16 protein-coding genes and 1 pseudogene are annotated in these 22199 nt (G+C 38.7%); 8 read left to right on the top strand and 9 right to left on the bottom strand.

The window, feature by feature from the left end:
• Positions 1–416: 416 nt before the first annotated feature.
• A complete protein-coding gene (locus FXV91_RS19260) occupies positions 417–1790 on the bottom strand; it encodes a HEAT repeat domain-containing protein (RefSeq protein WP_229392412.1) in 1374 nt (457 codons plus the stop codon).
• A 418-nt stretch (positions 1791–2208) separates the two neighbouring features.
• A complete protein-coding gene (locus tag FXV91_RS19255; RefSeq protein WP_229392411.1) occupies positions 2209–2907 on the bottom strand; it encodes a dolichol kinase in 699 nt (232 codons plus the stop codon).
• Between the two features lie 206 nt (positions 2908–3113).
• On the opposite strand from FXV91_RS19255, the gene FXV91_RS19250 reads away from it, so the two are divergent.
• Together FXV91_RS19250 and FXV91_RS19245 are read left to right on the top strand one after the other, a co-directional pair.
• Positions 3114–3857, top strand: coding sequence for a carbonic anhydrase (locus FXV91_RS19250; protein ID WP_229392410.1), 744 nt, complete (start codon positions 3114–3116; stop codon positions 3855–3857).
• A 615-nt stretch (positions 3858–4472) separates the two neighbouring features.
• Positions 4473–6305: a hypothetical protein gene (locus FXV91_RS19245; RefSeq protein WP_229392409.1), complete on the top strand. Its 1833-nt coding sequence runs from the start codon at positions 4473–4475 to the stop codon at positions 6303–6305.
• 336 nt (positions 6306–6641) lie between these two features.
• Here FXV91_RS19245 and pncB read toward each other — a convergent pair whose 3' ends face one another.
• The gene (gene pncB, locus FXV91_RS19240) at positions 6642–7847 is read right to left on the bottom strand and encodes a nicotinate phosphoribosyltransferase (protein ID WP_229392408.1); all 1206 of its coding nucleotides are present in this window, start codon (positions 7845–7847) and stop codon (positions 6642–6644) included.
• Positions 7848–8114: 267 nt separating this feature from the next.
• Here pncB and FXV91_RS19235 point away from each other — a divergent pair, with 267 nt between their 5' ends.
• Both FXV91_RS19235 and FXV91_RS19230 read left to right on the top strand, forming a co-directional pair.
• The gene (locus tag FXV91_RS19235) at positions 8115–9299 is read left to right on the top strand and encodes a PLP-dependent aspartate aminotransferase family protein (protein ID WP_229392407.1); all 1185 of its coding nucleotides are present in this window, start codon (positions 8115–8117) and stop codon (positions 9297–9299) included.
• A 168-nt stretch (positions 9300–9467) separates the two neighbouring features.
• Positions 9468–9974 carry a type 1 glutamine amidotransferase domain-containing protein gene (locus tag FXV91_RS19230; protein WP_229392406.1) on the top strand — a complete coding sequence of 169 codons (507 nt, stop codon included), beginning with the start codon at positions 9468–9470 and terminating at the stop codon, positions 9972–9974.
• A gap of 498 nt (positions 9975–10472) precedes the next feature.
• Here the strand turns inward: FXV91_RS19230 and FXV91_RS19225 are convergent, their stop codons facing one another.
• Together FXV91_RS19225 and FXV91_RS19220 are read right to left on the bottom strand one after the other, a co-directional pair.
• Positions 10473–11159 carry a MarR family transcriptional regulator gene (locus FXV91_RS19225; RefSeq protein ID WP_229392405.1) on the bottom strand — a complete coding sequence of 229 codons (687 nt, stop codon included), beginning with the start codon at positions 11157–11159 and terminating at the stop codon, positions 10473–10475.
• A 220-nt stretch (positions 11160–11379) separates the two neighbouring features.
• A pseudogene (locus tag FXV91_RS19220) lies at positions 11380–11511 on the bottom strand (IS6 family transposase); the annotation flags it as partial.
• 104 nt (positions 11512–11615) lie between these two features.
• On the opposite strand from FXV91_RS19220, the gene FXV91_RS19215 reads away from it, so the two are divergent.
• Positions 11616–12602: an NAD(P)-dependent alcohol dehydrogenase gene (locus FXV91_RS19215; protein ID WP_229392404.1), complete on the top strand. Its 987-nt coding sequence runs from the start codon at positions 11616–11618 to the stop codon at positions 12600–12602.
• Between the two features lie 285 nt (positions 12603–12887).
• Here FXV91_RS19215 and FXV91_RS19210 read toward each other — a convergent pair whose 3' ends face one another.
• Positions 12888–15005, bottom strand: coding sequence for a P-loop NTPase fold protein (locus tag FXV91_RS19210; protein ID WP_229392403.1), 2118 nt, complete (start codon positions 15003–15005; stop codon positions 12888–12890).
• A gap of 304 nt (positions 15006–15309) precedes the next feature.
• Between FXV91_RS19210 and FXV91_RS19205 the strand changes: the two genes are divergently transcribed.
• Positions 15310–17436: a DUF262 domain-containing protein gene (locus FXV91_RS19205; RefSeq protein WP_229392402.1), complete on the top strand. Its 2127-nt coding sequence runs from the start codon at positions 15310–15312 to the stop codon at positions 17434–17436.
• 1204 nt (positions 17437–18640) lie between these two features.
• Here the strand turns inward: FXV91_RS19205 and FXV91_RS19200 are convergent.
• From FXV91_RS19200 to FXV91_RS19190, 3 genes are all read right to left on the bottom strand, one after another.
• The gene (locus FXV91_RS19200) at positions 18641–19048 is read right to left on the bottom strand and encodes an ester cyclase (RefSeq protein ID WP_229392401.1); all 408 of its coding nucleotides are present in this window, start codon (positions 19046–19048) and stop codon (positions 18641–18643) included.
• 72 nt (positions 19049–19120) lie between these two features.
• A complete protein-coding gene (locus FXV91_RS19195) occupies positions 19121–19465 on the bottom strand; it encodes a CGGC domain-containing protein (RefSeq protein ID WP_229392400.1) in 345 nt (114 codons plus the stop codon).
• A gap of 30 nt (positions 19466–19495) precedes the next feature.
• Positions 19496–19834: a cupin domain-containing protein gene (locus tag FXV91_RS19190; protein WP_229392399.1), complete on the bottom strand. Its 339-nt coding sequence runs from the start codon at positions 19832–19834 to the stop codon at positions 19496–19498.
• Between the two features lie 1134 nt (positions 19835–20968).
• Between FXV91_RS19190 and FXV91_RS19185 the strand changes: the two genes are divergently transcribed.
• Together FXV91_RS19185 and FXV91_RS20100 are read left to right on the top strand one after the other, a co-directional pair.
• Positions 20969–21109 carry a hypothetical protein gene (locus FXV91_RS19185; RefSeq protein ID WP_229392398.1) on the top strand — a complete coding sequence of 47 codons (141 nt, stop codon included), beginning with the start codon at positions 20969–20971 and terminating at the stop codon, positions 21107–21109.
• A gap of 941 nt (positions 21110–22050) precedes the next feature.
• Positions 22051–22199, top strand: a 149-nt coding sequence (locus FXV91_RS20100; protein ID WP_345945542.1) for a helix-turn-helix domain-containing protein, incomplete at its 3' end; no start/stop codon positions are given.

Raw genomic sequence — 22199 nt, 5'->3', positions numbered from 1 at the left:
AGGGTCTGTCTTTCCTTTTTGCAGTTCTTTTTTACAGTTCTTTTTTGCAGTTCTTTTTTGCAGTTCTTTTTTGCAGTTCTTTTTTGCAATTTTTTCTGCTGTCGATTTTGAACTGCAAAATGATTGTTCTTGTAACTATGCGAACAGCACGCAGCCGGCTAATAGCCCTTGAAATGGATTTAAATAGTACCTGAGACGTGACCGGGACTTCCTATCTGATAAATCTGATTAATTAGGATTTCACTCTGGCTAATGTTAAAGACAAAGGCTACACTGTCTACTATGACACAGATAATAGCATAAATAGCTGGCTTGATAGCGAGATATATACTCTGATTGATGGGGGTAAACTAACCCCCAATCTCAGGTTCGAAGTAACCTCAGGGCAGAGTAACTCGTATAGAGTAATGGGCACCTTATTCCGAAATCTCGAAGCTTGACGACCCGAGGTTTTTCACCTTTTCCAGTGCAGTGCCGGATTTATTAATTTTTTCGAGAGCTTTTGATGCGGCTTTTCTTACGGAAGCGTCAGGATTCTCAAGTGCTCTTGCAAGGCCTGAAACCGCTTCGGGCGTGCCTATGTTCTCGAGTGAGGAGATTACAGCTTTGTGTATTAAAGCCTCAGGGTCTTCAAGGACTTTCAGCAGTTCCGGAACAGCTTCTTTTGCCTTTATATCTCCAAGTGATGCAGCAGCAGCCTCCTGTACAGTACTTTTTGTATCGTGAAGAGCCTTCAAAAGCCCTGGGACAGCTTCTGTTTTGCCTGTCCTTCCTAACCCCAGAGCTGCAGCCTCCCGGACCGAACTGTTATTGTCATCAAGGGCTTTAACCAGACCTTCAACGGCTTCAGTCGTCCCTATTTTCCCAAGTGCGGTTACTATCGTTTTCCTTACAGGACTATCATGTATATCAAGGGCTTTAACAAGGCCCAGGGCGGCTTCAGGGGAAGCGATATCCGTAAGTGCATCCGCAGCCCGGCTTCTCAAATACCAATCTGCATCATCAATTTCCTTCAAAAGAGCGGAAACGGCTTCAGGTGTTCCCAATTTCCAGAGGGCTTCTATTGAGGCCTTTCTGACGTTTCTGTCAGAAGCATCCAGTGCTTTTACAAGAACTGGCACTGATTCTGAGGCACCTATTATTTTACGGAGGGCTTCTGATGCCGCTTCCTGTACTGGCTGTCTCGAATCCGTAAGTAATTTCATCAGATCTGCAAGGATATCGGTTTTGGCTCTTTTTCCCAGAGTTTCTACAGCTTGCTGTCTTATCCTGTTATCCGGGTCTTCAAGTGCTTTTATAAGTCCGCAGGCTGCTTCATAAGTATTTATCCTTCCAAGGGCGGTTATTGAGATCTTTTTCAGGGGACTATCCGAACAACCAAAAGCTTTCGTAAGTCCTGAAACAGCCTCTGGAGACCCGATTTTCATTAGCGTTTTTACCGATTCTTTCTGTACGAACTTGTCCGAATCACCGAATCCCTTAACAATTCCGGAAATTGCCTCTGGTGTGCCTATTTTTCCGAGAGCGATTATTGCAGTCTTTTTGACAGAATTTTCAGGTTCGTCAAGCATTTTTGTCAGACCGGGTACTGCATCCGGGTCATTAATTTCCCCCAGGGCTTCCGAAGCAGCAGCTTTTACCTTCGAACTGGAGTCTTCAAGTGCTTTAAGCAGAATAGGAACGGTGTCAGGGTCCCCGAGTTTCCCCAGTTCTTCTGCAGCAGCTGCCCTGTTCCCCGCGAAAACAGAACGTTCTAGTTTCTTTATCAAACTCTTTGTGTTCTCATCCATCTCTTTCCATCCCCAATAAATGTGAAAACTAATCCGATATTACAAAGCAGTTTCAAGAGTTTTTCAAAATATTACATTGTAAGCCTTAAAAAAATGATTTTTGTGCAATATTATTATATGGAGGCAGACCTCATCGAGTTGAAGTCATGTATTCGTAACATCTAGCCTGAGCCATAACACCTGGCCGAAATTATTAAAATTTACAGGTCTCCCTAATTTTTATATAACTTATCCCCTAACACACTCTATTTTTTTAATATATTACATTCGAAGATATATGAACTTTTAGATTATCAGTCCTGGATAATTCAAAAACATACAGGCTTTTAGTTCAGGCTTTCATCAGGCTTTTAGCTCAGGCTTTCAAAAACAGAAAAACATTCTGGAATACTTAGTCAATAAGGAATGCTGAAAAACATCAGTAGAGTGCACTGGTAAAAGAAGGGAAATAGTAGTAAGCTCCTAGCAGGATAGATAAGCTAACTGCAGGCACTGTGATATTATCATCTACATTTTCTATTCTTTCTACAAATGAGCATACTATTCCTGCAAAAATTCCTGCAGTCCCCATTTTTGCGCCGATAATTATACACAATACGAGCATACCTGCAGTCCCTTCCCAGGCTTTTGTCCTTTTATTATATTTCAGGTTCCTTATTATTCCAGTAATCCCGTCCCCATACGCCATGAAAAGCACCGGAATCACTCCAAGCCAGAAAGTCCTGTCGATATACCAGGTAAAAAATACTATTAACCCCCAGCTCAATGTGAAATCTACATCATAAATGTTTTCCGGGTCCTGGAACCAGTACATCCGCCTGTTGAGCTTATGCGGTACATACGTAGCAATAGCAAGCCCGAAAGCCATCAATGACGGCAGGATCGGTTCGTGAGCAACAAACGGAAGCAGCATCGCAGTCAACCCGCCTGCTAAAAAATGAATCGCTTTTCTGGAGAAATACATTGAAGAATTGATCGACCTTCCTTTTCTTAGAGCAAATTCATAGACTTTTTTTGAGAGAACAAAAAGGACAAATAAATTCCAGACTGCAAGCCCTGCAAATACAGGCATGTCGGCATATATTGACTCCATGGGAACCTGAAGTATAGCCTGCATAACATTCTCTATATCTTTAAAATATATGGCTTTTTGGATTTCTTGATTTTTCAGATAAATCAGATCTACTGATACACTATGTAGGGAAAGTCTGCACTTCCAGTCTTCAGATAAAATATATTTACTTTTATTCTTTTATCTGTTTTCAAATAAAAATGGAAACGCCTATATAATTTCTAATCTTCACACTGTTCTGGAGGACTCCTATGAAATTTTACAGAATCTTTATGGTCCTTCTTCTATCCCTGGCACTTACCCTTGCGGGAAGCGGGTGTGTCTCGCAGGGCGAAGGAGCAGAAGAAGGTAAAAATATAGAAGCAGGGGTTGATAATCAGGTTTCGAATATCAGGGCAAACCCTGTAACCCCCTGGAATCCCGAACCAACCGAACCGGTCATTGATCCAACTGCTTACATACATCCTCAGGCATCGGTAATAGGGGATGTGACAATAGGCGCCAGTGTAATGGTTTCTCCTATGGCTTCGGTCCGGAGCGATGAAGGGATGCCGATCTTTGTAGGGGACGAGAGCAACATCCAGGACGGTGTTGTGCTCCATGCCCTTGAGACGATTGATGAGGAAGGCGAGCCTGTGGAAAAAAACCAGGTTGAGGTTGACGGCGAAATATATGCAGTTTATGTCGGAGAAAGGGTTTCTCTTGCCCACCAGTCCCAGGTCCACGGACCGGCTTATGTCGGAAATGACACATTCATTGGTATGCAGGCCCTGGTTTTCAAGGCTAACGTAGGAGACAACTGCGTACTTGAACCGACATCGGCAGCAATTGGTGTAACTATCCCTGACGGCAGATACATCCCTGCAGGCACTGTAGTAACCTCTCAGGCTGAAGCAGATCGGCTGCTTGAAGTTACGGATGATTATGTATACAAGCACACGAATGAAGGCGTAGTATACGTAAATGTCAACCTGGCTGAGGGATACAACGCATAACAACACTAATGTTAAAGTAGAATAAACAGAGAAGGTAGAAAAATAAATAAAGTATATGGGACAGGAAACATCCAGGAGAGAAAACTTCGAAAGATGCAATGGTCTTTTAACCGAAAAAACCTTTTCCGAATCTTTTCTTCTTTGCCCGGGACTGCCTTTCTTTTCCTGCTTTCGGGCAAACCCTCTATTTCGACCTCCTACCCTTATTGAAAGCTTCCAACTTCCATTTTCCGAAGATTCATCTGTGATAATAACTGTGGATTTTTGAGCAACCATCCAAAAACGATAGCAAGAAAACTGTCATTTCATAAAGACTATCTTTGAAAATTAAGATTCAACTTTTGTTTACTATTTTAAGTTTAAGATATTTTTTACATCTGGTCGGTCGGTTACAACAATGCCTGGCGCAGAAAGAGTAAGCCAGAGTATGCTTTTCTCCAGCATTACAAAATAATATCAGCTAGTGAGCCAACGGTTTTCAGGGATTTCAATTTGTGGTTATTTATTTCCTGAATTCAGTTAACGAGGTATAATATGGACTAAGGTTTCGATACAATATATAATAAATCATTTATAATGATAAACTTAATTTTTTTAAGTTAACGGTGAGGACTCATGAGAAGCATACTCAAAGACTTATGTTTGTTATTGTTCATTGTAATTCTTGTCCTGCCCATAGAGGCAGTGCCAAATGAATTGTCCGAATACGATAACTTTACAGAGGGATCGGGACTAAACAAAACAGAAAATGCTTCAAAATATTATTTTGACTCCGATTCCGGTTCAATCTGTGTTGTGGCAGGAAAGACCGCAGAGTACGGAGAAATTATTTCTTCAGATGAACTTGTGGAAGAAATCACTTTTCTCACTGACAGTCCTGAATCGGAGCTCTCTCCTGTCTGGACTGCAGATGGAGATTATATTCTGTACACTGTCAAAAGAAATGAATCTAATAATGAATCTAATAATTTTGAATCATACCGAATGAAAGCAAACGGAAGCGAGATAGAACGAATTGGCATTGGGGAAGGAAATCTTACTGGCTTCAGCGATTTAAGCCTCGATGGAAGAGATCTGGTTCTTATGAAATCAATTGATTCTCAGCTTGATCTTTATCTGGCAAGCCTGGAAAACGGAACGGTGATCCCTGTTGCCAATGACCCGCAGGTCTCCGAAGGCTGGGGTGCATGGTGCCGCCTTGGAAAATTGATTACCTATACTCAGAAATCTGCAGATACGCCATCTCAATTATGGATAGTTGACCGGGACGGAAGCAACAAAACCAGGCTGGGGACTTCTGAAAATGTGGGGATTGGAAAAGACTGGTGCCCTCTTGGGCTTAGAGTGATATACAGCGCAAAAGATCTGGAAGAGACAGATGATCTATGGGTAATAGATTTTTACGGTACAAATCAGACCCGGTTAACAAATACATCATACAACGAATGGAATCCCTCTTTCAGTCCTAATGGAAAATGGATAGCATATGTTTCAGATGAAGAAGGAAGCCCTGAGATCTGGCTCAGGGATATTGAAGGGAATTATAGAGCCAAACTTACAAATAACACTGGAAGCCCTGATTCTATCCCTAAGTGGAGCCCTGACGGGTCAAAAATAGTCTTCGCTGGATACAACCGGGAGAATAATTCTAGTATTGATCTGATAAACGGTTCAGACATGAATGATTCAAACATAAATGGTTCAAACATAGATGGTTCAAACATAGATGGTTCAAACATAGATGGTTCAAACATAGATGGTTCAGACATAAACGGTTCAGATATTGATGCGACAAATGGCTCGGACATTGTTTTGACGAATGGTGTGGATACTGGTTTAATCGATAGTTCGAATATGGATTCGATAAATGGTTCGGGTGCCGATGCCATTAATGGTTCGGGTATCGATGCAATTAATAGTTCGGATACAGCTACAGTTAATGGTTCAGACCTTGTTGTTATAAAGCTCGTAGCTGCATCTTATACTTCCCCTTACCCAAAAATCACCAGTGTCAAAGTCGATCCTTCCGAAGGATTATCCCAGGAAGGGAATGTCACAATTTCCATAACAGCACTTAACGAAGGAGGGAACGCAAGTGAAGGGAATATCTCAATTTCCTTCCCTGGTAAGGAGAAGATCGAAGGAGTGGAAGGAACAGGCAGCAGCGTTGATATTTATCCCGAAGGAAATCCTATTCGGGGAAAAGACGGAGAGATAGCTGCACAATATCCGTTTATAGAACTTACTGAGTATGAGTGGGGTGAGGGTCAGGAAGAAACCCTCAACGTGACAGTAATACCGAATAACGAAACTGAGGAGATTGTGTTCTTCGTACGGTCCGGGCTGAAAGATGACCGCAAGGAAACTTACAGAACAGATCCTCTTCTCTCTGCAGACAGTGACCAGCAGGGATTTGATGTCTACAGGTATGTATTGAAGGTATCCTGAGAGGTGGAATATTACATCATTGGTGTAAATACCCTGTTATGTTCCATTATTAAAGCAGAATATCCTGACATCAAAACAGGATAGTTCATTATTGAAACAGGGTATTCTGTCTTTGGTGCCTTTAAACCTGCACTCTTTTTTAGTTTTTATTTTTCACGCTATGTTATTCTGTAATATTTTTTCTTTTTTTATTTTACAGTATTTTTTCTTCTTTCTCCTTTCTTTTTCTCCCTTCTTTTCCTTCTTTTTCTCTCCTTTCTTTTTCTCCCTTCTTTTCCTTCTTTTCCTTCTTTTCCTCTCCTTTCTTTTTCTCCCTTCTTTTCCTTCTCCTTTAACTCATTCGTCCAGTCCTTTTCTTCCGACGATATAATTTGCTACTCTAAGAGCATCCTTTTCTCCGGTCTCTTTTTCGGGAGAATCACTCAATTTCACTACCGGGATGCCGTTAATGCTGTGAAGTTTTATTACCATATTCAGAGGAGGACTTTCCCGGAAAAATTCGGAATTGTTAGTAAGGCTTGTGCCTATCCCGAAGCTGCAGTTAATTTTACCTTCACAGTATTTTTTGAGCCGGATTGCGGCTTCTGCATCGAGGGCATCGCTAAAAACGATTACCTTTTTCATGGGGTCAATGCCCATTTCCCTGTAATGCTCTATAACCCTATCCACAAAGATGAAAGGGTCTCCGCTGTCGTGCCTGACACCATCGTAGATTTTTGACAGCTTAAGATCCATGTCCTTAAAGAAAGCCTCAGAGCCGAATGTATCCGTAAGAGCAATTCCAAGGTCTCCTTTATATACCTCCACCCAGTTTTCAAAAGCGAAGCGGTTAGCGTACCTGAGCCCTACAAGAGCAGAAGTGCCCATAATCCATTCGTGCCCTACCGTGCCTATAGGTTTTAAGCCGTACTTTTTTGCAAAATAAACATTGCTTGTCCCTGTCAGGGTTTTTATTTGCACGAGGCTTTTCATTACATGGTCCTGGAGTTCAAAACTTCTCCGTCGGCGGGTCCCGAATTCAGCAAAAAGGCAGTAATTTTCCTCAAGAGCCTTTCCGATTTCCAGGATTTTTTCTCCATAGGCTGCAAGTATGGACTCGGATGTGGCAGGACTTTTCGTGTTTCCGTTCCACTCCTTTTCTATATTTGTAAAATAGAGCTCGGAAACCGCAGCCATAAGGACAATCTCCCAAAGAATTGTGCTGTGCCATGGTCCTTTTATCCTCATATCCAGTTCTTTTTCCCCTGCAAGGCAAACCTGTACCTCTTCTGGCTTGAAGCGGAAATTTTTGAGGTATTCAAGGTACATGGGTTTCAGAAAAGGACAGTGTTCACCAAGCCATTTATATTCATCTTCTGTCAGCATTAATCCGGATATCTCTTCGTCTATGACCCGCCTGAGCTCTTCTACAAACTCTTCGGAAAAGCGCTGGGATCCCCGGTTAGTAAAACGATATTCTGCTTCTGATTTAGGAAATAATTCCAGTACAGCCATTTGCATGGTGAATTTATAAAGGTCATTGTCAAGTATGGATTTTATCACGGAAGGCCTTCCTTTAACGTTTTAGGTTGCTTCTGGCGCAACATCCGTAACTTCGTGGTAATATTGCGACTTTTTACTTCACATATAGTTTCACGTATATAGCCTGTTATATTTTTAAAATTTCTTACATCTTTGCATAAAGCAAGTTTTCTTTATTAAGTTCGGAAAGACCTTAAATCTTTTTCCTGCACGTCCCGCCAAACAAATAATTACCGGAAAGACAGATATCTATTTCGGACATCAATTTTAGCAGGGGGTTTTTGGGATATGGAAAGAGAACTTAAGTTCGCAACTAAATGCGTGCATGCAGGAGAAAAGCCGGATCCGGTATTCGGAGCGCACACAACTCCTATATTTCAGACTTCGACTTTCATTTTTGAGAGCGTTGAGCAGGGGGCTTCCAGGTTTGCAGGAGAGGAAGACGGGTATATATACACACGTATCCCTCCAAACACACCTACACACGCGGTCCTGGCAGAAAAATTTGCTGTGCTTGAGGGAGGAGATACAGGGCAGACCTTTGCTTCAGGTATGGCTGCAATAACTGCAGTTGTGTTTTCTGCCCTGAAACAGGGAGATCACCTGATCTCAACGGATGTGGTATATGGCTGTACCTACAGCCTGTTTTCAGAGGTTCTTCCCCGGCTAGGGATAAATGTCAGTTTTGTAGATACAACCGATATAGAAAATGTAAAAAGGACCATCAAGCCAGAGACTAAAATGATCTTTCTGGAAACACCTGCCAACCCTACACTGAATGTGTGTGATATAAGGGAGATTGCCGGGCTTGCCAGGGCACAGGGAGCCATCTGCGTCGCAGACAATACCTTTGCCACGCCTTATTTTCAGAAACCGCTTCTCCTCGGGGCGGATATCTCCCTTAGCAGCTGTACAAAATATATAGGCGGACATGCAGACCTGCTTGGCGGAGTTGTTGTAGGAAACAGGGACTTTATGAAGAGTCTGGCAAAAGTTGTCGGATATACAGGCGGAGTCATGGGTTTGCACGAAGCCTGGCTCTGCATAAGGGGGCTTAAGACCCTGCACATCAGGATGGAAAGGCATGCCGAAAACGCTATGAAGGTTGCTAGCTTCCTTGAATCCCATCCCGGAGTAGAATGGGTACGATATCCAGGACTCCCAGGCCACCCACAGCACGAGGTCGCAAAAAAACAGATGAGCGGGTACGGCGGCATGCTCTCTTTCGGAATAAAGGGCGGGGTTGAAGCCGGAAGCAGGCTAATGAATAGCGTCAAGCTCTGTTCTCTTGCAGTTAGCCTTGGGGCAACCGATACCCTCATCCAGCACCCTGCTTCTATGACACACGCCTGCGTCCCAAAAGAAGTAAGAGGAAAGGTAGGCATTACTGACGGACTTGTGAGACTGTCTATCGGAATTGAGGATCCTGAGGACATAATTGCAGACCTCGAACAGGCTCTTTCAAAAGTTTAATGCCGGTCAGGAAGAGGATTTGACCTCCTGGTGAATTTCACCTGCTAGAAGGTTTCACCTGCTTTATTTTCAGAATCAGACAAGATATATTTGCCTCCGGAATAATCTGTTGTCTGCATTTAAGCTCAGAATTAAAACCAAACACTAAAACCCGGGGGGAATTTCATCATGAAAGCACTTGTATTCGGAGCCGATGGTTTTGAAGATACGGAACTTTTCTATCCTTACCACCGTTTGAAAGAAGAAGGAATAACTACACACGTGGCCTCTATGAAGAAGGGACCGATAACAGGAAAACATGGGTACCAGATAGATGCTGATATTGCCTTTAAGGATGTGAATCCTGCAGATTATGATATCCTTGTTATATCCGGAGGAAAAGGGCCCGAAAAAATGAGGCTTGACAAAGACGCACTTGAGATTACAAAACACTTCTTTAAAGAAAACAAACCCGTTGCTGCAATCTGCCACGGCCCACAGGTTCTTGTTTCGGCAGGCGTAATCAAAGGCAGGAAAGCTACCTGCTGGATAGGAATAAGGGACGATATTATAGCCGCAGGAGCACAATACGAAGATAGTGAAGTTGTTATTGATGGGAACTTTGTATCATCAAGGAGCCCTGCTGATCTTTACGCTTTTGGTAGGGAAATGATTAGAATTACTAAACATTTGTAAATAAATTTATTTTGGGAGTATGGGATTTTGGGGGTGGTAGGCAAAATCACTATTACAATAAAATTTAGTTTATAAAGTTGGCCATGAAATATTTCAAGACATTTTTAAGTAAGCTAGCTTCCAGATATCATTTAATGAGCAGGTGACGTGGCGCCAGTCGTGACACTTGTCGAAGAGATTGTCCATCGGGATATGTAGAAAATGGTATTGGGGTGTAGTGTTACCCTCTTTTATAGCTATTTATATACACTCATATAGTAGCAAAAATCGGGTCAAATAGACAGGTCCGCACCTACAAAACTAATCAAAAACGGGGCTCGGCAATATAATTATAATAAGAAAAAGGAAAAGTTTGAGCAAGTACATAATATATACCATAAAATGTTTCAAAAACAGGTGTGTTATTTCGGAGTTGTCTTTGCGAAATAACAGGTTTATACCATAAAATGTTATTATTCACTAGAAATCGCTTACAGTATATACCATAAAATATTGGAGTTAAGCCGATTTAGATTCACTACTAAGTTGCCTTATACGGTTTTCCATGCGTAATATATGTGTTTCCTTATCGAGCCCATGCTCTTCATCAAACGCTTTACCCATTTGCGTCATTGAATAATACGGCAGTAGCTGTTCAAGGAGTAAATTATAATCACTTCTCGTTTTTAGCTTACTACGAGGTGGATATCTACAGTAGGTCTCCATATGTTGAATTTCATCACTCACCCGATTTAGACTAACTCCCCGCCTGATTCTTTGCAGGTATGCTACATATGCCTCTATTCCCTTCTTTGTTATCTTGTAGCGGTAGGCTCCGTCAGGTCCTTTAGCCTCCAATCGTTGAATATAAGGTAACGTAATTATCTTACCACTTCTTTTGTGAATCTTCTGGTACCTCGACATTGCAGCGGAAATTGTAGCACGCTGAACGCCTAGTATTTCTTCAAGGTCGCGTGTAGTCAGTGGTTCATCTGTCCACATCAGAGCTTCTAATATTCTGAACTTCAAAAAATTATTCCCATGAGCAATTCCTAATGCAACTATGTTATCACCTATATGTTTTATGTGTAAACCAATATCTAGAGCCTTGATAATAAAGGTTTGTTCCATAGCATAAAATGTTTCAGAAAAAGAATAACAGAAAATGTTGCTTTCAGGATATGTTTGGTACTGTGCCGAATTCAATATATCCTGAACCCGTTTTATTGGCTTCCAATAGTTTGGGAGATATAAGTGTCCTAGAAAAGTGTTTACGATTGGCTACGAGGCTTAGCGTGGATTGTCACTATATGTACGTGCTTGGTTCCATCCAGTTCTTGCTTCCTTAGAACCATAAGAAAATTACGGGTATAATGAGAGCAGTGCCATGAACATACCCCATGCTTGCAGCGGGGTGCACCAGTGCAACTTTGATTCCTCTTTTTGCCATCATTTCCTTTAAATTTCTATAGCTCAATGGATATTTTAAGTACCATCTTACTGTTTGCAGAATGATTTCTCCTACAAAGTGTTTCCATTTAAAGGCATTTACTGGCATATTATATACTCTTAAATTCCTATTTATTTCATAATATTGATCTCATATTTTTTTGCAACGGAACCCAAGAAAGGAAATGTCGTCATAACTGTGGAGGAACACTCATGAAAGCGGTTGTATGCACAAAATACGGACCACCGGAAGTTCTTCAGCTCAAAGAGATAGAAAAGCCTGCTCCCAAAGACAATGAAGTGCTGATAAGGGTTCACGCGGCAACCATAACTCCGGCAGATGTCGCTTTTCGAAAGGGTGACCCCTTCATTTCAAGATTATTCACCGGCCTCCTTAAGCCGAAATTCACACCGGGGGACGAGATAGCTGGGGAAATTGAGGCTGCAGGCAAAAACGTTAGGGGATTCAAGAAGGGGGACAAGGTTTTCGGATCAGGCGGTACTGCTTTTGGTGCTCATGCAGAGTACAAATGCCTGCCCGAGGAAGCGGCGCTGGCAATAAAACCGGCCAATGTGGACTATGGGGAAGCCGTTGCAGTCTGCTATGCCGGACTGACTGCACTGCCTTTCCTTCGAGACAAGGCAAATATTAAGAGCAGGCAGAAAGTCCTCATCAATGGTGCTTCCGGATCCATAGGCACTCTTGCGGTGCAGCTTGCCAGGTACTATGGGGCGGAAGTGACCGGCGTATGCAGTACAGCGAATCTGGAGCTGGTCAGATCGCTTGGTGCTGATAAGGTGATAGATTACACCAGAGAGGATTTCACCAGAAGCAGCCAGACCTACGATATCATTTTTGACGTCGTGGCTAGGAGCTCATTTTCACGATGTAAAAATGCACTAAAGCCAGGCGGGGTCTATCTTACCACTTTCCCTTCGCCGGGAATAATGCTGCAGGCGATATGGACCTCAAAGTTTAGCAGCAAAAAGGCAATGTTTGCGGCCACGGGTCTGAGACCGGCAAGCGAAAAGGTGAAAGATCTGCTCTTCCTCAAAGATCTAACCGAGGCCGGAAAGATAAAACAGGTTATTGACAGGCGCTATCCGCCGGAACAGATCGCCGAGGCTCACAGGTATGTTGAGAAAGGACACAAGAAGGGAAATGTAATTATAACTTTTGAACACAATGACAAAACCTGACAAACTTCCGGATTGTGCTTGGCCTGACCATATTCATCGGGGAAGTGTCATTTGTCACGTGGCTTTTGTTTAAGGGTTGAGCAATACCGGAAATGGGATGATAAAGTTGATTCGTTAAGTGTTTGAGAAGCAGGAGACAAAAAATAAGGTATTGTCCTAATTTAAACAGCTGAATGTGGAACCTTCCAGAATATATTTGGTCCATCTGGCTACGAGCGATGGCCCTGGCCTTTGTACGTGGCTTCTAGATCTCAAATTTATCTCTACCCGCCTAATATAGTGAAATTATTGAATATTTCCCTGTTTTCTTCCGTGGTGTATTTGTGAAAATCTTTTTAGGAATACATTATCTTCATCATCTTCTTCATCTTCAAATTTTGAGCCCTCCAAAATGTCAGCGTAAGTAGCATAAAGCGCATTATATAAGATATCTGGATCAATGAGTTCTTTTATTGAATCGTAATTATCACTCTCAAAAATTCTGGGTTTACCAACCGTGGAAAGCTCTATCATATGGAAACTTTTTAAAAATTTGAGTGAGTAAATGGGATCCCAAGAAAATGTTTTTACTATATATTTACCTAGGTCTTCTTTCCAACCGTAATCTCGCAAAAATCTTAATATGAGAGCGCCACAAGAATACCTCACATAAATTGGTTCACTTTCGGAAGTAATTTCATCATTTATTCTATTTATTATAATATTACTTAAATCGTTAATGACTTCCGATGGAAATTGCATTTCCTTTCTTTCAACAGCGTAATAGATATTTATTCCAAAACAAATCGAGCTAGTTGACTCTATTATTTTTTTAGAGCAAGCAATCCTAATGTCTCGCGGCATCGTTTGTAATAAGTCTGATATAAGATATAGATGACTTCTCGAGAAATTAACCGAAAGGTTAGATATTGCTAATACCAGTTTATGAGAAGTTTGAGGATTTAATTTATTCCGTATTCGATAAATTTTTGAGATAAATGAGTCCGCAGATCCTGGACCGTTGACCTTTATAAGCTCTTTAATTTGAGATGAGACTCCCTTAATTTCTTCGTCATCTATGTTTTCAGTTTTACTAATACTTTCAATGAGACTATCTATCTCAAGATCTGATATATCTCCCGCTGGAACTGCATAGGAAAAATAACGATTAAAATAATGTAAAGAGGCAATCCTTTTTTTTCTTGATAATACTTCTTGGTTGTAATTTGGATAAGAAGAGTACAAAGTATTAGAGAAACGTTGTGACCCGGGAAATAAAAATGCTATTAAGTCTCGAATTGAATCTTGTTCTTGAAAAGGTAAACCTTCGATTTCAATATTTATTTTTCCAAATGATTTCTTTAATTCTTCTTCAAGTAATAAATTACTATTTAGAAATACAGTTGCGTTATCTTTTATCAAATTGTACATTTTCGGGTAAAACACCCTAACTCCCTCAATAAGCATCAAGTCTATAATATTTACTTCATTTTCTAACATCGGAAGAGCAAAAATGAGGGCATTTTGGTAACGTTTTGCCATTCTAGGAGTTTTAAGTCTTACTTGTAATCCTTTTCTGAACTGTTCTAAAAATATTTCGTACTCCTCTTCTTTGAGTTTCTGTTTAATCATTGGCAAAACGTTAGTGTTAATACCTTCACGTAAAAAATTGAATAGGGCGATCTCACCGGCTTGTGGTAAATGTAAGGGAACGTTGATTACTTTTTCGAGGAAATCTCTACCTGATTCAGTATCACTAGAACCATACTTCTCTGCAATTGCAGATGCAACCATTTCTTCATCAAAGGCTAAAACATAATCCACATAGTTAAAATCTGCAGATAATTTAACTAACTTGAAGATACTTTGAATTTCTGTTTTATCAAGTCTGTCTATATCATCCATTAGAACTACAATCCTAACATTACATCTTTTTAAAATTGCTTGAATCTCTTTCTTTGATTCAGTTAAATTCAAAAAAGAGTCTGATGAAAACGGGTTAAATTGAATAGGGCCAAGATTTATAGTAGTAGATTTACTTGTGGCAAATTGAGAAATATGTTTCCCATATTGTTTGACTTGTGCTTTTAGATTATTAGAAGATGATATTTTTCCAAGGTCATCCGCAAGAACATTGAAAAAATCTTGAAGTAACATTACTTCATCAGAATAATACCACGGGTTATATCGAATACAAATAATGTTCTCATTTCTTTTTAATTCTTTTTCAATGAAATTTAGTACTGTGGTTTTCCCTTCACCCCATTCACCATAAATCCCTATAACTATGCCGCTTGATTCCATTCGTGAGATGATAGTATTTGATATTTGTTGAGCAAAAGGTTTTCTTTTAAAAGAATCTTTTTCGACCTCGGGATCATCTGAGATAAATGCTTTTTGGAGTAGAGGAGGGTTTTCGTCCATAATATCTAATTCTTTAAGTGACGTGCATATTAATGAGGCTATTCAAATATCACTTGTATTTAATCATTAAATTTCTCATAATCAGAAACTCTTCGATCAGTTTTTAGGATATCCTGAGCCGAAGTATGATAATAATTCAATATCCAATTCTAACCTTGTGAAGAGGCTGCTAGATGGTTTCTCGGGGAAGTGTTCCATCGTCGCAGCAAGCTAGCGGGGTATTAGACTGAAATAAAAGCCTTTAAAAGATAGAAATTGAATATCTTGTAAAGTATCCAATCAGGAAATAGGTGGAGTATTACCCATGAAGGCCAATGAGAAAGCTTTTTTACACTTTTTGGAAGGATCAGATAAGCATTTTATAATTCCTGTATATCAAAGGAATTACGATTGGAAGAGAGAACAGTGTGAACAACTGTTTTGTGATCTTATAGAAATAATTGATAACAACTTTCGTAATCACTTCATGGGTAGCATTGTCTCTATTTATTATTATGACGAAGCAGGCCGAGAGTACTTAATTATTGATGGCCAACAGAGGATTACTACCTTATCCGTGCTCCTTTTAGCAATGTACAATTTGTTAGATAAGGGAGAAATTGAAGCTACTTTTAAAAAAGAGCAAATTAAAGAAGACTACTTGGTAAATAAATACTTGGAAAGAGAGAAAAAAATAAGGTTAAAGCCAATTAAAGAAGATAATGAGGCATTTTTGACTTTATTTGACAACGATGAAGATTATTTCGTTAATAACTCTCACATTACAGAGAATTATAAGTACTTTTGCTCAAAGTTGAAAGAATGTGAGAAATCAATTGATGATATATTCGATGCAATAAAAAGATTATTTATAGTTGAAATAGAACTGAAACAGGGTGAGGACAATCCACAGTTAATATTCGAGAGTATCAACTCAACGGGGTTAAGTCTAACAGCAGCAGATTTAGTAAGAAATTTCATTCTTATGGGATTAACTGACAAGGATCAGAAAAATTATTATGAGAAATATTGGAACAAAATAGAAAAAAATACCAACTATAAAGTAAGTGATTTTATCCGTCACTATTTAACATTTCGAGAAAGGAAAATTCCCAAACAGGACAGTGTATACATTAGTTTCAAAAAATACACTTGGAACTATAGGTTAAATACTGAAGATCTATTAAAAGAATTGCTGGAATATTCAAAATATTATAATAGATTTGCGTTACTAAATGAGCCAGATACAGATTTGAATGAAGTTTTAGAAAGAATTAATAAACTTAATATCACTGTTTCATATCCTTTTTTTCTGGAAATTTATAGTGACTATACTCAAGGTGTAATTACTAAGGAAGATTTAAAAGAAATACTGCTACTTGTAGAATCGTTTTCATTTAGAAGATCTATTTGTGACGTTTCTCCAAATGCCTTAAACAAAATTTATATGACACTCGGTAGGGAAATCAAGAATCATCCTGATTATAAAGAAAATTATGTAGCAATATTAAAATATTTACTTAGGAAGAAAAAAGGAAGTCAAAGATTTCCTGAAGACAAAGAATTTGCTGAAAAATTCATGTCAAAAGATATTTACAACTCGAAAAACTGCTCATACATTCTTGAAAAAATAGAAAACTTTGGAAGCCTAGAAAAAATAGACGTTGAAAATCTTTTAATGTCCAATGAGTTAACAATTGAACATATTATGCCTAAGAATCTAAGCGATCAGTGGATAAAAGATCTTGGTGTTAATTGGAGAAGCGTTCACGAAAATTATCTGAATACCATAGGGAACATAACCCTAACTGCATACAACAGGGAGATGAGTAACAAGAATTTTAACCAAAAACGGATGATGGAAAACGGGTTCAATAAAAGCAAACTATTTTTAAATGAACATTTAAAGAAAACCCCACGATGGAATGAAGGAACAATTAAAAGAAGAGCTACTATTTTAAAAGATGCTTCTTTGAAAATATGGATGTACCCTTGTACAAAGTACATCTCTTCAATGGATATTTCTCCTGTGTACTTGTTGTCGGATGAACATAACTTTACAGGAGAAAAAATTAGCTCGTTTATTTTTTCAGGAAGAGAACGAAAAGTGGTATCTTGGAAAAAATTATACGAGTATGTAGCAAGAGAACTTTATATGATAGATCCTTCTAAATTCAAGTTGTTCATAAACGATAACGATTTTACAACTGCCAAGAACAAAAAATATATTTCTGAATTAGAGGCTGATTTACGCTCTCCGATAAAAATAAATGAATCACTGTTCTTAGAAGGTAACTTGGGTACAAACTATATTACAGAAAATATTCGCAAAATGATGAAAAAATTTGGTATCAGTGAGGATGAACTCACAATAAAACTTCAAAAGGAAACAAAAACACTTGAGGAATTTAATTATATGGAAAGTGAAGAAGCCGAGCCCAACACAATGTAGATACCATGATGTAATCAAACAAAAAATATAAGAGGATTTCGAGAAACCCCGATTTTTGGTCGATTGTTTATAAGAGGTATAGAAGCAATTTATTGAAATAAGAGGTTTTTCGAAATTCTCGTAAATTACTGGAATTTTTCGAAAACAAGGCAATTCAATCAAACACGTTTAACATTGAGAAGTGAAAAACAAGAAATAATAAATTTAATGCGATGGGTTGGATTCGAACCCGCCTTTGATACCAGATCTTAAGCACGTCGCCGCTGGCCATAACTTACCCGAAAACAGCAATACATCATATGGACCAGCACCACTATTTTTGTGAAAAACCACATCACCACCCTTTATATACGAGCCGACGAAATTAATAAATTGTCTTCTGGGTTGCAGGCTTGCCATATAATTACCAAACAAATCAAACCACCTTGCGGGAAGATAACACCTCAAAGATGATGCCACACATCCCCGTAGAGTTCTCTTCAAGATGGCTGTCGCTAATCCCTGGGACAGCCAATTCTGCTTTTATAAAAATACGGTTTTATGTCTACAACCTTTTTAGGAGATTCTCTAAAAAAGTTATAACTATAGATCCGAGATAATTAGAATTTTAAGACATGCTCTTAGATAATAGTGGGATGGCATTGAGTTGTCCTATTTTATCTACAATCATACCCAAATTATTTTTTATTGAAATTACATATTTAAGTTATTCAGATGGAGGCTTTCTAAAAAAGGTTGTGCAAAAATCTCACAAAACAATCTACAAAAATTTTGAGTTACTTATATCCCAAAACATAGTGTATGGGGTATTATTTGAACCCACAAAATCCTTTAATAACAATCTGGCTGTCCTTTACGTAAAAACTTATGGGACAGTTATTCCTGTTTTTAAAAATGCATTCTTTGTCTTTTGTAATAGTCGGGATAGTTATAATTAGTCTTCAGCTTGCCATATTAAATGCCTTGGAAGGGGCTAAAAGCTTGACTGCATGGCTTAGCGTGGGTTGTAGCTATATGTATGTGGAACAAAGGTCCGATAGGATAAGAAGGAGATTTAAGTGGTTGCCTTGTTAATTATATAGTATCAAGCTTTGGAGTTGAAATAAGGGCAACCACGAGCTAAAAGCCTATTAATTACATTAGAGCAACCATTTTATATTTTTTGGAGCCGTTATAGACTCTATTTTTGTCTTCGGTATACAGATTATTTTATGCCTAGCTGTTGCATAAGGCCAAGAAGGTTAGCCTCACCCCACAACTCGATAATCTTACCGTCCTTAATGCGGAAGATCTCTATACCAGTCATGGTTATTGGCTTTCCTGTGATCGGCAGACCCATAAAATCGCCTTTATGTATACCATGGGCTGTGAAGCGAGCAGYCACATTATCTCCTTCGGCAATCATATCTTCKATTGTAACATTGAGATGCTCGAAGGCTGCTCTGCAYGAGGTAATTACTTCTTTTATTCCATTGATTCCTGRAGATACAGGAAGAGGAACATGAAGAGTGAAATCAGGTGACAGTAACTTGTCAGTAATGCTTAAATTCCCTTTAGAGGGCCCTTCCTCAAAAAATTGTCGAACTATTGCTTTGTTCTCTTCTGTAGACATATTTTCCTCCATTTGTTTTATCTATCATGTTTTTAGTGTTTTCTACTGCTGTCTGTTTGTTGACCTGAGTATTTAGTGGTGGGTTCCTTCCACAACTTTTATTCCCGCATCCTGAATTGTTTTTTTTATACTATCCAGATTGGGACACTTAGGATAGGTGTCTTCCATAAGCATGCAGGAACTGAGGTGTACAACATCCATATCATGCTTTTTGAGGGCATTTACCAGCCAGTATACCCTCCTGCCTGAACAGCCTCCGCATGTGAAAAAGGCAATCATCTCTGTGTCTTTACTGTAGGGCTCAAAATGTGACTTTCTCTCGTTAAAAGCCTTAAAGCAGCCCACTCCCGGGCAGGCTTCCGAGACGATATCACAGCGGACAACTGCTATCTTTATAAGATTCGTTCTTTTTTCCATTACTTTCTCACATAAACTTATTTCTGATTTTTAAAGTAGGCGTGTGGATTCAGTTTGCCTCGGGACTTTAACAACAAGTACCCGAAAGATTCCATCTCCGGGATTCAGAAGACGGTGAGGAATTTTTGCAGGACTTTCAATTAACATGTCCCTTCTCACTTCCTGTTGTTCATCACCAATCTCAACAATTCCTTTCCCTTCAAGAATATAAAAAAACACGTCAGTGGGGGTGGCGTGTTTTTTTAAGGCTTTTCCGGGCTTTAGTTCAATATGTACTGCCTGAGCATGTTCTGTATCATAAAGAGTCCGAACGCTCACATTGTGAGAATTTGGTTTTTCAGGTGAAGATTTCATCTCAATAACTTTCACACTATTTACTCTTTTTAACCAATTTTTATTTTTTAAGCTTACTTTGGTAATTTATGCTAGTATTACGTCAACGCTCGCAGATTTAGTGTTTAGAATAGTTATGATTGATTTTGTACGATATTTTGCTGTTGACACAACACTAGTACATAATTGGAGAAATATATCCGTAAAAAATACATTAGAATACTATTTTTCTATATGATAGTGGCTCATATATAGGAGACAGTTTCGATATGGGTACCTTAATAATGAAAACTCAATTTCACAAGCTAGAGCTTGGATTATATCCTCTGGCTAAAATGCAGCGTTGAAAATCCCTTAATTACATGGCTTCCCGGAAGCTGGGAGTATTAAACTTAGAAGTGGCTAAAAGCTTGGCTGCGAGGCTTAGCGTGGCTTCTGGAGATATGTACTTGGTTAGGAATTTGACCTAAGCTGCAAGGACGGAGTATTCGCGACTCCCTGTACTCCCAAAGTAATAAAGGAAAGTTTGCGAGAAATAGGTAAGTTACCAATGCATCTTACCTCATCTCAATAATCAATCCTTTCTACTGCTTTAATAAATTCATATTCAGGGAATTAATGCACAATTCTGGCAAAAGCGATAACAGAAAATTTACAACCTACAAAACTGTCACAGGTCATTTAGTAAGCATACTGGTAATAGCATTCTTCAGCTTCAAGTAAAGTCATCTCCGAGTTTTCAAAAGAAGGTACATATTAGATGCAAAGGCCGGAAAACCAGGGCCGGAAAACCAGCTCGAATTTCTGAGAAAACATCAAATGTAATTGATTTTTCCTAAAGTGCATAAGCCCTATCTAAAAGATCTATAATTGGCTCGAAATTTTTTACGCCAAATTATTTTTTGCTTGAAAACAATTTTTGATGTAATTTATTTTATATAATTTGTGAAATTACTATGTGCTGGAGTTGGGGAACAGAACTGGGATATCATCAATAAAGAATCTCCTGGGGGTTGCTGATCCTTCTTCGAATAGCTTAAATGGGGAGCATAATATTCGAAGAGACTGTATTAGGGATATATTAGAGACAGCACCTCTAGGCTTCTTCTTACATTATGTATTCTAAAGATTTATTGTTGAGCTTAAAAATAAAAAATATGGGGTTTATTCATGAAACATCTAAAAATATGTCCAAAATGTAATTCTGAACTGAAAATGAACTCAGCTGACAAGACCCAGTATTGTGACATTTGCAACTACTGGACAAAAGCAGGTACTGCAAGACTTGATTCAATAATGATTTTTGCATAAGGTATCGACATAAAGAATCATAAAGTGAGTGGATAAATATGGAATGTGAACTTGAAGAAGTCGAGAGAGACTACGTTGAATTTAGAAAAGAAATGGGAGAGGAATAAACACTTTCCATTTATATTATATTTTACCTTATTAATCTAATTTATTTTCTTTAATTTGATTTACATTGCTCTAACTTTTCAAATCATGTATTGCTTTTGCTTTTATCCAGTAATTAGATTCCAAAATAGATTAATTGTTTATTGGGAATTCATGAGTCGGAATAGATTTGAAAAAATAAGTTTTGAGAGATATTATGGAGATATCCAGCCTTTTTGCAGTATTCCTGTATTAATAGAAAGTAAAAGCGAAATCCAATGTCCGATGCAAAAAGTTTGGTTCAGGAATGGATTAGAACCCACAAAATCATTCAATACCAATCTGGCTGTTCTACATGTAAAAACGAACCACAAAAAATGCTCATTGTCGCGAACGGTAGCTTCCTTCAAACCACTACGATTAGATCCTTTAGATACTCAAGAATCATTCCTTGGTTATGTTCGGAAATATTATTCTCAATACAAAAGTTAACTACATTATGCGTATCTATCGTAATATTCTCCAATAAATAATATATGACGCATAATATATAAGATTGGATAATGTATGTTATTAACTGGTTTTTGGAAGGGAAATGATTAAACTGCTGAAGTGAGCAGTGAACAAAATTTTTGTTTTCTTCTTTTTTTAAGCATTTATTTTTTACACGTAGTTTTTTTAACTCTGTTTTTTAGTTTTTATTTCTTGAATTTTTATCTCATAAGGCGGGAAGCCCCCTTCCTCAGCACATCGGGCTTTCGCCCGAATGGGACAGGGAGGGGATGAGAGCCGTCAACTTCCCAACATCATACCGATAGTTATCCTGTTAATATTGATATAGTTTCCAAACATATATAATGCCGATGAAAAGAGGAATCCGATACAGAATTTACCCTAATAAKGAACAAAAAGCCCTTATGGAAAAACACTTCGGTAGTACTCGATTTGTCTACAATAAACTTCTTGAAATAAAATCATTAATGTATAAAAAATTCAGAATAAGTAT

It is taken from the genome of Methanosarcina sp. DH2 (genome assembly GCF_020804225.1).
Taxonomy (GTDB): Archaea; Halobacteriota; Methanosarcinia; order Methanosarcinales; family Methanosarcinaceae; genus Methanosarcina.
This window is presented reverse-complemented; position numbering and strand designations above follow the sequence as displayed.